We start from the raw sequence: 516 nt of genomic DNA, 5'->3' as shown, positions 1-516 counted from the left end.
GGAAAATTTGATTTAAAAGACAAGCCAAGCTCTGATGTTCTTAAAGTACCAGGGATTAATAAAACAGGTAATGTTGCTATAGGTTATAAGAAGAAATAGTAATATTTTGCACTCAAAATCAAGCTATTAAGCTAAATGGTATACCTTTTGCGATATTTTTCTATCGTTAAAAGGTGCACCCACTATCCCATAGTGTGCACTCAAAAAAGTGTAGCTATACTACCCGTTCTCTCAATCCATACAGAATCAGTGGCGCTCCTTTGCAAATCGCACTTAAATAATATATCGTTTTGATGACACCTGCTTGCGTACAGTATAGGTCCTGAATTTAAAAAGTTGATTGTTGAATATTATGAGGGTGAAGATTTGCATGTGATTGCTTCGGTTTATGATGGATATTGTTGGAAGCATTAAACGAGCACTGATTGGCTATTTTGTTTGCTGCGTGCATTTTCTGCATAAGAAGATAAGTTAACCAATTTGAGCGTAATTTTAAAGTTGAACTTGAAATTTACG

Source organism: Gardnerella vaginalis, from assembly GCF_001546455.1.
GTDB classification, from domain to species: domain Bacteria; phylum Actinomycetota; class Actinomycetes; order Actinomycetales; family Bifidobacteriaceae; genus Bifidobacterium; species Bifidobacterium vaginale_B.
This window is presented reverse-complemented; position numbering follows the sequence as displayed.